Source organism: Paenibacillus sp. JT22N12 (assembly GCF_056269365.1).
The window spans coordinates 114,370-125,960 of the sequence record NZ_JBWDNU010000017.1; the positions used below are offsets into that span (position 1 = coordinate 114,370).

The following is an 11,591-nucleotide window of genomic DNA, read 5'->3' on the forward strand; positions in this document are numbered from 1 at the left end:
TTTGCTCAGCCGCAAAGGACGGCAAAACGGATTCTTCCCGGTTCGCTCCAGCATGATAGTGTGTCAAGGAATGCTGTCGGTGAACGGGCTGAAGCCTGCTCATACCGGGAACTAATGGGACAGGGAACTGCCTGCCCTTGGCTCGTTCCAATTTTTCCGCACCGTCTATGCCGCTGTCCTTGCGAGCCTCCTAGGGGATTATCCAAATTACCTTGGGAGGTTTTTTGATATGACGATCATGGCTGGAGCATTGCCGGGCAGTCGCAAAGTGTATGTGCAAGGAAGCCGTTCGGATGTACGGGTGCCGATGCGGGAGATTGAACTGTCGCCAAGTATCAGTAGAAGCGGCGAGGTGCAGATGAACGAACCGGTTCGGGTATATGATTCCAGCGGTCCGTACACGGATTCCGCCTATCGGGCCGATGTGCGCAAGGGTCTGCCGGCTCTTCGCCGGTCATGGATTGAAGATCGGGGAGATGTGGAGCGCTATGAAGGGCGTGTGATTCAGCCGCTTGATAACGGTTTCCACTCGGAGAAAGCGGCAGGCAGCCAAGGAGCAGAACCGTACCCGGCTTTAAATCACACACCGCTAAGAGCTGTCCGCGGGTGCAATGTGACTCAATTATTTTATGCCCGCAGGGGAATCATTACGCCGGAGATGGCGTTTATTGCTGTTCGTGAAGGGGTAGCGGCAGAGCTTGTGCGAAGCGAGGTAGCGGCAGGAAGAGCTATTATACCGGCGAATATCAATCATCCGGAGAGCGAACCGATGATTATCGGGCGCCGCTTCCACGTCAAGATCAATGCCAACATCGGTAATTCAGCCGTTGCTTCGTCCATCGAGGAGGAAGTGGAGAAAATGACATGGGCTACCCGCTGGGGCGCCGATACGGTCATGGATCTCTCCACGGGCAGGAACATTCATACAACCCGCGAATGGATCGTGCGAAACTCGCCGGTTCCGGTCGGCACAGTGCCTATCTATCAGGCGCTGGAAAAGGTGAACGGAAAGGCGGAGGATCTGAGCTGGGAGGTGTACCGCGATACTCTGATCGAGCAGGCCGAGCAAGGGGTTGATTATTTTACCATTCATGCGGGTGTGCTGCTGCGTTATATTCCGCTTACAGCCAAGCGGGTAACGGGGATTGTTTCGCGGGGCGGGTCGATTATGGCGGCATGGTGCCTGGCGCATCAACGCGAGAATTTTCTGTATACGCACTTTGAAGAAATTTGCGAAATTATGAAACAATATGATGTTTCATTCTCTCTTGGTGACGGGCTGCGTCCCGGCTCCATTGCAGATGCCAATGACGAGGCTCAATTCGGGGAGCTGGATACTCTTGGCGAGCTGGCTCAAGCAGCATGGAAGCATGATGTGCAGGTGATGATCGAAGGCCCCGGCCATGTTCCGATGCATCTGATCCAGGAGAATATGGAGCGTCAATTGAAGGTATGCCGGGAGGCGCCATTCTATACACTGGGTCCGCTGACGACGGATATTGCTCCAGGCTACGACCATATCACTTCGGCTATCGGGGCGGCGATGATAGGCTGGCTCGGTACGGCGATGCTCTGTTATGTCACACCGAAGGAGCATCTGGGACTGCCCAATAAAGAGGATGTGAAGGAAGGCGTGATTGCGTACAAAATCGCGGCGCATGCCGCTGATCTGGCGAAGGGGCATGCGAACGCGCAAATACGGGACCATGCGCTTTCCAAAGCGAGGTTCGATTTTCGCTGGCGTGATCAGTTTCATCTCTCGCTTGATCCGGAACGGGCGATGTCCTATCACGATGAGACGCTTCCTGCAGATGCGGCCAAATCGGCCCATTTTTGCTCGATGTGCGGTCCGAAATTTTGCAGCATGCGAATCACACAGGATATCCGCGAGCAGGCTGTGCGGGACTTGGAAGGAGAAGATAACGCAAACCGGACAGGATTTGAAGCACAGCTTTAGTTGGCGGCGTTCCTTCTTTTTGCGATGCTGATTGACTTCGTCCAAAACGCCATGCAGACCGTCCCTGCCACCCCTGCCATGCCGCCTATAGACGCGCCGGGCGGCTTCAGTTTATATCAAAGCGGCTGGTAAAATATTGAACGATAGCGTTATAATAATGAAAAATCGCTCTTGAGAAAGGATGCTGCTGCTCCATGCCCGTCACCTCACATCTTCTTCGCCAAGAGACTCCTGAACCTGTACGGATCGGCTATCAATTGTTTCTTCCTTCGGATTACGAGAGGAATACCGGGAAGAAATGGCCGCTCATCCTGTTCCTGCATGGCATCAAGAAGCGGGGCGATGATCTGGCCTTGCTCCATCAGTATGGGGTTGCGCGTTTCGCTGAAGAAAGGGAGGACTTCGGATTTATCGTCGCAACGCCGCAATGTCCGGAGCATTCGGATTGGCCGCAGCAGCGGAATGCCCTGTCATCTCTTTTGGACGAAATAGCCCGCAGCCACCGTGTTGACCCGGAGAGGGTATATCTGACCGGATTCAGCATGGGCGGGAACGGAACATGGGACCTGGCGGCGAATGTCCCCGGGCGCTTCGCAGCTATTGCTCCTCTGGCCGGCTACTACCAGCCCGAAGATGCCAGCCTGCTGAAGGGTATACCGGTCTGGGCTTTCCATGGGGAGAAGGATGATGTAGTCATTCCCGGGAGAACAACCGAGATGGTTCACGCGATCAGGAGCCTGGGAGGGTCTGTCAGGTACACCGCCTACCCTGAACTTGATCATCAGATCTGGGAGGAGACGTACGGCAATCCCGAGCTGTATCAATGGTTTCTGGAGCATAAACGATAAGCAGGTCAGTGCCGCCGGAATCAGTTCCGGCGGTCTTTGTCTACCGGATTCCGTACATCTTTGACGTGCAGACATTTACTCTACTGCAATAAGGACGGGGAAAGCCGTTTCTGGCGGGAAGGTTTATAAAGAGCAGACAACCACAATAAGGATGGTGGAAAACCATGATTACACACTATGCGGGGCTGCAGCTGAACACGGTATCGATTCCAAGCGTGAGGCAGTATTATCATGAACGTCTGCTGCTGCCTATCGTGGAAGAATCCGAGAGCCGCATTGAATTCCGGATCACGGAGCACTGTACGATTGTATTTCAGGAGGCTTACGAGCCTGTTGCTCCGGCGCATCTGGCGTTTGAAGTTCCGTTCTCGGAATTCGACGCTCTTGTCGCCTTCCTGAAGAGTCGGCAGGTCATGATCGAGAAATGGCCGGACGGCAGAGAAGTGGATCATTTTGGAACGGGACAAAATATTTACTTTCGCGATGGGGATGGAAATTTGCTCGAACTGATTGCCCATCCTTATATCAAGGAGGATGTCGTAGCCCCCTCCGGCGCTCTTCGTGTTCTTTATATGCGCGAGGTCGGATTTCCCGTCGAACATGTGAAGGCATTCCGGGAGCGGCTGCAGGACATGTTTGATTTTAAGCTGGATAAAGTCTACGATAATTTCACTTTTGCCATCGGAGGAACGGCTCATTTCGTGCTGACCGCCAAGCAGCGGCGATGGATTCCGATCTCCATGCTTGCGCTGCCTCCCCGAATGCTAGTAACATTGGGAGTCTCGGACGAAAGTTACATCCAGGTGGTGCGCAGTCGTCTGAGGGAGGAAGAAATGGTTTCCGCCAATGATAGAGAGCTTCATATGATCATCAATGATTACCATATGTGCCTGCGGGTTGCAACCGGCTTCGGGAAGAATCTGCCGGCGCTTCTTCATTTGCCGCTGTCTATAAAGGATTAACGATAAACGATAGAGGGACTGTCTATGATAACCAAAGAGGATTTTTTTACGCGCAAGGCCAAGGAAACGGGCGTCGAGCTGAATGCGATTCAGCGGCAGGCGGTCCTTCAAACTGAAGGCGCGCTGCTTCTGCTTGCTTCTCCCGGCTCCGGGAAAACGACTACCGTCATCATGAAGATCGGCTATCTGATCCAGCAGAAAGGGATCGCTCCGTCGCGCATCAAGGCGGTCACGTTCAGCAGGGCGTCGGCGCTGGATATGAAGGAGCGGTTCAAGCGGTTTTTCCCGGAGCTTGCGCCAGTCGATTTCTCTACCATTCACAGTCTCGCATTTGAGATTGTCCGGGAGCATTTTCAGCAGACCCGAACCGCTTATCTTATTATCGAGGGCAATCAAGGAGGCAGGGAACAGGGCGGAGAGGATTTTGATCCCCATCAGCTGCATAAGAAGCTGATCCTGCGCAATCTGTATCAGTCGATTGCCGGCAATACGATAACGGAGGATCAAATGGAAGAGTTGACTACCTATATCAGCTACATCAAAAATAAAATGATTCCCAGCGACAAATGGGCACAGGTGCCATGTGAGGTGAAGCAGGCTGATCGTATTCTGATTGCCTACGAGGAGTTCAAGCGCTCCGGCTCCGGCAAGCTCCTGCTGGATTTTGACGATATGCTCACGACGGCAAACGAAGTGTTGAAGATGAACCGGGAGCTGCTGCATAAATATCAGCAAAGATACGATGTCCTGCTGACGGATGAAAGCCAGGATACCTCGCTTGTTCAGCATGCCATTATCGAGGAGTTGGCAAGAGAGCATGGCAATATATGCGTGGTAGCCGACGACGACCAGTCGATTTACAGCTGGAGGGGCGCAGAGCCTTCCTATTTGCTGCATTTCAAAGACGTATATCCGAATGCCGTGATCCTGTACATGGAACAAAATTACCGGTCTTCACGGGATATTGTGGATATCGCAAACGGTTTCATCAAACGGAACAAGAACCGCTATGACAAAAATATGTTTACGGACAATGAAGCGCATGAGCCGATCGCGATCCGCAATTTTACCGATTATAATCATCAATCCAAGTATGTGGTGGAGCATATCCAGCAGCTTGCTGATCTTCGCGAGGTGGCGGTGCTTTACCGGAACAGCTCCTCCTCCATCATGCTGATGAATGAATGCGAACGGGCCGGAGTGCCCTTTTATATGAAGGATTCGGACAACCGGTTCTTCTCCCACTGGATCGTCAAGGACATGCTGAATATGATGCGGATGTCTTATACGGACAAGCGCTACGATCTTCTGGAACAGGTGTACACGAAGCTTAACGGCTATATTACGAAGCATCAGATGGGCGTGCTGCGGGAGATTCAGAATAATGAGTCGGTTTTCGACAATTTGCTGAGCTATGTGGATCTGCAGGAATATCAGCGCAAGCCGATTCTGGAATGCAAGGAAACGCTGCAGCAGATGAAGGGCATGCCGCCGCTCGAAGCAATCCGCGTGATCCGCACCAAGCTGGGTTACGATAAGGCGATTGACAAGATGGTGGAGCGGCTCGGCTTCAGGAAGGATTATTTGCTCGGCAATCTGAATACGCTGGAAGAGATCGCAAGCACGCTTGAGAGCATGGAGGACTTTGCCAAAAGGCTCAAGCATCTGGAGGCGGTGATGAAAGCTTCCAGCTTCAACAAGAATCAAAATGTCGTGACCTTCTCTACCTTTCACAGCGCCAAAGGACTGGAGTTCAAGGTTGTCTATATGATCGATCTGGTCATGGGGGTCATCCCCTCCGCCGAAGATATCAAGCAGCAAACGGAAGGCAATACCGGGCCGATGGAAGAAGCCGTCCGGTTGTTCTATGTCGGCATGACGAGGGCCAAGCGGCATCTGGAGCTGATTACCTACAAGTACCGGGACGGGGTGAAGATGGACGAGTCGTTGTTCGTCGGCGAGGTTCGTACGCTTCAGAATCCGGCCAAGCTGACGGTGCGGACAGAGGAGCCGCAGTCTCCGGTGGACCCCAATGCGCTCAGAGAGCGGAAGGAGCTGGTGATCGGCAGGCTGGTCGAGCACCGGGTATTTGGCCGAGGGGAAATTATGAAGCTGACGGATGAGCGCGTTCATATTGAGTTTGGAACAGGCGTCAAGGCATTATCGCTCCAGACCTGTCTGGATAAAGGAATCTTGACGCCGGCATTGTAGAAGATGCCTGGAGTTTTATGATGCCGGCGAAGTCGTTCTTCAATTCTGGCTCAAATAAAAACAGGCACAGGTTGACACTGATAATCATTATCAATTAATATAGAGGTATTCCTTTACATATTAAAAAGAGGCAAGGAGCTGAAAGTATCCATGTTGCCCGATTCCTATATAAACAGGCAGCCCTTCCCGCTGCATTTCTCCTCGGTCAAGGTGCGCAGCGACCGGACCGTCGTAGCGGCATCGCCCGGGCAGGGGATTTACCTGAAACCCGCGAACGAAGATTGGCGCCTTCTCTCGGACGGCCTTCCGGAAGATACGACGGTTAACCGGCTGCAGATGTCTGCGGGCGTCACCTATGCCTGCACGAATAAAGGGTTATACCGGCTTAAGCTCAAGCAGTGGGAATACGAAGAAGTCGGTCATCCCTGCTATCAGTATAAAGAAGAATGGGGATACGGCTTCGCAGCTACTCAGTCCGGCCTTTATTATAAGTCGTCGGATAAGTGGAAAGAATCCGCCTACGGCCATTCAATTGTCTATGATTTTTTATTTACCCCGCAGTATTTATATATCGGGCTCGACCATGGCATCAGCATGTATGACCGGATGACGGACCGCTGGGCCGATTTCGAGCTTGGCTTTGGAGTCACAGCGCTGGCTGCCAACCGCAATAATCTGTTTGGCGCAACCGAGAAGGGCGAGCTGGTTGTGAGCAATGGCCGCGGGGGATTCAGCACGGTTAAGTTTCCCGATATTTTTATTTTCTCGGTCATATCCAGGCAATCTTATGTCTATGTCTGCACGGACCGGGGGCTTTACCGTATTGGCCGTCTGGGAGAGCGATTAACGCTTTACTCGGTCAGACCGGGGGTGCCGGTTACCGATATTGACTGGCTGGGGACGGAGCTATATATGGCGACGCTCTCCAAAGGTGTTCAAATGATGCAAACCTAGGAGCCAGGTGCCAGTGCTGGCCGCCATAGAATAGGACACGGAAAATTTGGAATTTGTGAACGAGCGGCGCGCCTGAACCTGGGCGTTAGCCGCTTTTTTGTTTCACGGCGACAGCCGGTTCTTCCTGTTTTTGCGATTCTATAACCTGGTTCCTGCTGCTTTTGGCTGATAATGTCTCCAATCAAGTGACCTGCCTATGGGTGAATGCATATGATACCTATGACATTTCAGGTGGAAGAAGGAGAGGGCTATGGCTAAGAACAGCAAGGGAAAGAGTCCCAAGGGACGAAAACCGTTATTTTATGTTGATAATCCGAACACTTCGGAATTGAAATGGATCGAAAAATTGAGGAAAAACAAGCCGCATACGCCAGCGGAGCCAGAGAAGAAAATTGTTAAGGTCAATTCTATGGCTGTGGAGGAACTGGAAGCCGTGACGGCAGATGGTCCGGTACCGGCTGGAACAAGTGAAATCGCAGCAGAGGAGCAGCGACCTGTCCTGGAGCCGGCTCCTGAATCGGAAATTGCCGTAGAGCAGGAGAAGAAGGCAGCCGATACCGGGGGCCAACCGGCACCGGCAGTGGTGGCGGATATCCCGGAACCGGCAGCCAAAGACGCAGACAAAGCCAAAGCCGCAGAGGTCACCGCGGCCGTGGAGGCTGAGCAGGCCAGCCTGGCCGGTATACTCAGCAAGGAGGAGCGGGTGGAAGAGAAGCGGCTTCCGGATTCCTCGACTCCCTTCATCTTTACCGACGATCTTGCTGATGAGGCAATCACCACGGATAAGCTTGCACCCGGAGCTGTTGAAGCAACCCGGATAAAATCGGGCGCTGTTCAAACACAATCGATTGCAGATTTTGCCGTGGAAAGCATTAAAATCGCCGATGGGGCGATTGTAGGCTCCAAGATCGCTCCGGAATCCATCTTGAGCGATCATCTCACACGCAATGCCATATCCGGCTCTAAAATACGGGATCGTTCCATCACCGGTGAAAAATTACGTGACGGCAGCGTAACCTCTGTAAAACTTGGTGACCGGACAATCAGTGCCGACAAGCTGGCGGAAGGATCCATCGAGGCCAAGCATCTGAAGCCGTTCGTCATTACAACCGAGCTTCTGGATGATCAATCCGTAACGTCAAGCAAGCTTAGAAGCGGAGCCATCCGGACGGAGAGCATAGCGAACGATGCCATTCATACATCCAAAATAGCCGATGGGTCCGTTACCAGATCCAAGCTTCGCGACCAGGCGGTTACGAGCGAGAAAATCGCGTTGGGCGCCGTTGAATCGGTGCATCTCAAGCCTGGGCTGCTGCTCGCTGAGCATGTAGCGGCAGGTGTATTGCTGGGAAAGCATCTGGCCCCGGGAGAAATCGACGCAAACCACATAGCCGAAGGCGCGGTGGAATCCAAACAACTGGGGCAAGGAGCCGTAACCGAACAGGCAATCGCGTCAGGCGCGGTGGGACCGCTCCAGCTGCAGGAAGGCGCCGTAAGCGCCGTCCACATCGGGGATAATGAGGTCGGTTCACAGCATATTGCTGATTTGGCGGTGACGTCTCCGAAAATTGCCGATATGTCCATTTCCACTATAAAGCTGGTCGATCATTCAATAACAGCATCCAAGCTCGCCGATCAAAGCATTACAGCCCCCAAATTATCGGATGATGCCGTTCATGGCCGTCATCTCGGGCGCTCAAGCGTCAGCTCGGATAAAATCGCAACGGGCAGTATAGAGGAGCATCATCTGTCAGCCAATACGGTTGGAGGCAAGCAGCTTATTGAGGGAAGTGTGGCCTCGGCTCACTTGGCGGATGGCTCGGTGACGAAGCAGAAGCTGGCGGCCAAGGCCGTTCAGCATAGCCATATCAGCAATGAGGCGGTAAGCGGAGAGCATCTGGCTGCCGGCTCGGTAAGCGGGAGCAAGCTGGCCGCAGCCAGTGTCAGCGGCGGAAAAATTGCCGATTTGGCGGTGGATACCCGGCATCTGAACGATGAGTCGGTCAGCTTCGACAAGATCGCGCCGGAGGCTGTCCGCGCTCATCATATGTCGCAGAGCTCTGTATCGGAAGAAGCGATATCGGCAGGGGCGGTTGGCTCGGCTCATCTGCAGCCCGGATTAATACGGGCGGAGCATATATCGGAGCAATCCGTTGCCGCTGAAGCTCTGCGGGATGGCGCGGTCATTTCAACGAAGCTTGCCGGCGGAGCGGTGTCGGGTAAGCATCTTGCCGCCGGGTCCGTATTCTCGCATCATCTGGCCGATCATGTGGTGAACGCGCTCAAGCTTTCTCCCGAGAGTGTTTCGACGGATAAACTGACGGATGGGGCAGTGACATCGGCAAAGCTCGCGGACAACAGCGTCACCGCAGCGAAGCTGGCGCCGCATGCATTGACTGGTGAGAAGATTACCCTGCAATCCATCGGCAGCGCCCATCTCGTCCCGGGCCTTATCGGAGCCGAGCATATCAGCACGGGGGCCGTGCAGGATTTTCATCTGGGAAAAGCCATTATTGCCAGCGATACGCTTGCTGAAGGCGCAGTAACCGGTAAAAAGCTGGCTGCCGGGGCGGTTGAAAGCGATCATCTGTCCAACGAAGCGATAAGAAGCAGGCATTTGGCTGAGGAGTCCGTGCTTGGCGTTCATCTGGGCAACGAGAGTGTTCGTGAGCGTCATCTTGGCAAAGATGCGGTGACGGAGGAGAAGCTGGCCGCAGGAAGTATCGGAAGCCATCATTTGCAGGACGGCGTTGTCAGTTCACAGGCTTTGAAGGATGGGGCGGTGCTCAGCCGACATGTGGGGAAAGGCGCTATTGAATCCGTTCACCTGGCGGGTTCGCTTATCGGAAGCACGCATCTGAAGAAAGGCAGCATCAAGCAGCAGCATCTGGCTCCTCAAACCGTAGGAATGGATCAGCTGGCTGATGGTGCGGTAAGCGCGGATAAACTGGCTCTTGTATCGGTCAATAGTGAGCATATCCAGTTAGAGAGCATTGCCGGCAAGCATTTGAAGGCAGAGTCCATTCAGGGCTATCATCTGCGGAAAGGGTCCATCACGCAAAGTCATCTGTCTACGGAGCTGTTATCCTTCGAAAAGGCGCCTGATGGCATTCTGCCAGGCAGTAAAATCAAGCTTGGGACGATCGGCTCCGCTCATCTGGAGAAGGACAGCATTGCAGCGGAGCATCTGACAGCTGAAGCTGTCGGCAGAGAAGCATTGAAAGACGGCGCGGTGACGGGACCAAAGCTGGCAGCAGAAGCAGTGGGCACCGATGCGCTGATAAATGGCGCGGTGACGGGAGCAAAGCTGGCCGCAGGAGCAGTGGGCACCGAAGCGCTGACAGATGGTGCAGTGACGGGAGCAAAGCTGGCCGCAGGAGCAGTGGGCACCGATACGCTGGTGGATGGCGCAGTGACCGAAGCGAAGCTGGCAGTGAAGGCAGTAGGCACCGACAAGCTGATTGACGGTGCGGTGACGGGAGTGAAGCTGGCAGCAGGAGCAGTGGGCACCGATGCGCTGATTGATGGCGCGGTGACGGGAGTGAAGCTGGCAGCAGGAGCAGTAGGCACCGAAGCGCTGGTAGATGGTGCGGTGACGGGAGTGAAGCTGGCAGCAGAAGCAGTGCGCACTGATGCGCTGGTGGATGGTGCGGTGACCGAAGCGAAGCTGGCAGTGAAGGCAGTAGGCACCGATAAGCTGATAGATGGCGCAGTGACGGGAGCGAAGCTGGCAGCAGGAGCAGTGGGCACCGATGCGCTGGTAGATGGTGCGGTGACCGAAGCGAAGCTGGCAGCAGAGGCAGTGGGTACCTATTCGCTTGTGGATGGTTCGGTGACGGGAGCAAAGCTGGCAGCAGAAGCAGTGGGTACCTATTCACTGGTGGATGGCGCAGTGACTGGAGTGAAGCTGGCTGCAAAAGCAGTAGGCACCAAAGCGCTGATAGATGGCGCGGTGACGGGAGCGAAACTGGCAGCAGGAGCAATTGGCACCGAAGCGCTGACAGATGGTGCGGTGACGGGAGCGAAGCTGGCAGCAGGAGCAATTGGCACCGAAGCGCTGACAGATGGTGCAGTGACGGGAACAAAGCTGGCCGCCAAGGCAGTGGGCACCGAAGCGCTGGTGGATGGTGCGGTGACCGAAGCGAAGTTGACAGCGAAGGCGGTGGGCACCGACAAGCTGATAGACGGCGCGGTGACGGGAGCGAAGCTGGCTGCTAAGGCGGTGGGCACCGACAAGCTGATAGACGGCGCGGTGACGGGAGTGAAACTGGCCGCAAAGGCAGTGGGCTCCGACAAGCTGATAGACGGCGCGGTGACGGGAGTGAAGCTGGCCGCAAAGGCAGTGGGCACCGATGTGCTGAGAGACGGCGCGGTAACGGAAGCGAAGCTCGCGGAAGGCGCAGTTACGGCGACAAAGCTGGCAGCGGGATCGGTGACGAACGAGAAGCTTGCTCCCGAGGCTGTCATTACGGAAGCATTGTCAGCAGGAGCAGTTACAAGCGAGAAGCTGGCGGCTGAAGCGGTCGGTCAGGAACAGCTGCAAGCAGACGCGGTAACGGAAGCGAAGCTCGCGGAAGGCGCAGTTACGGCGACAAAGCTGGCAGCGGGATCGGTGACGAACGAGAAGCTTGCTCCCGAGGCTGTCATTACGGAAGCATT

At 54.5% G+C, this 11,591-nt stretch carries 6 protein-coding genes; all 6 read left to right on the top strand.

The features are described from left to right. Nucleotides 1-229: 229 nt before the first annotated feature. A complete protein-coding gene (gene thiC, locus AC0YOA_RS34385) occupies nt 230-1,957 on the top strand; it encodes a phosphomethylpyrimidine synthase ThiC (RefSeq protein WP_475790408.1) in 1,728 nt (575 codons plus the stop codon). 194 nt (nt 1,958-2,151) lie between these two features. Next, nucleotides 2,152-2,805 carry a carboxylesterase family protein gene (locus tag AC0YOA_RS34390; RefSeq protein ID WP_475790409.1) on the top strand — a complete coding sequence of 218 codons (654 nt, stop codon included), beginning with the start codon at nt 2,152-2,154 and terminating at the stop codon, nt 2,803-2,805. A gap of 164 nt (nt 2,806-2,969) precedes the next feature. Next, entirely contained in the window at nt 2,970-3,767 is a 798-nt protein-coding gene (locus tag AC0YOA_RS34395) for a VOC family protein (protein ID WP_475790410.1), read from the top strand. A gap of 24 nt (nt 3,768-3,791) precedes the next feature. Then, nucleotides 3,792-5,978, top strand: coding sequence for an ATP-dependent helicase (locus tag AC0YOA_RS34400; RefSeq protein ID WP_475790411.1), 2,187 nt, complete (start codon nt 3,792-3,794; stop codon nt 5,976-5,978). A gap of 150 nt (nt 5,979-6,128) precedes the next feature. Then, entirely contained in the window at nt 6,129-6,932 is an 804-nt protein-coding gene (locus tag AC0YOA_RS34405; protein ID WP_475790412.1) for a hypothetical protein, read from the top strand. Between the two features lie 250 nt (nt 6,933-7,182). Next, a partial coding sequence (locus AC0YOA_RS34410) for an autotransporter outer membrane beta-barrel domain-containing protein (protein ID WP_475790413.1) occupies nt 7,183-11,591 on the top strand: 4,409 nt, incomplete at its 3' end.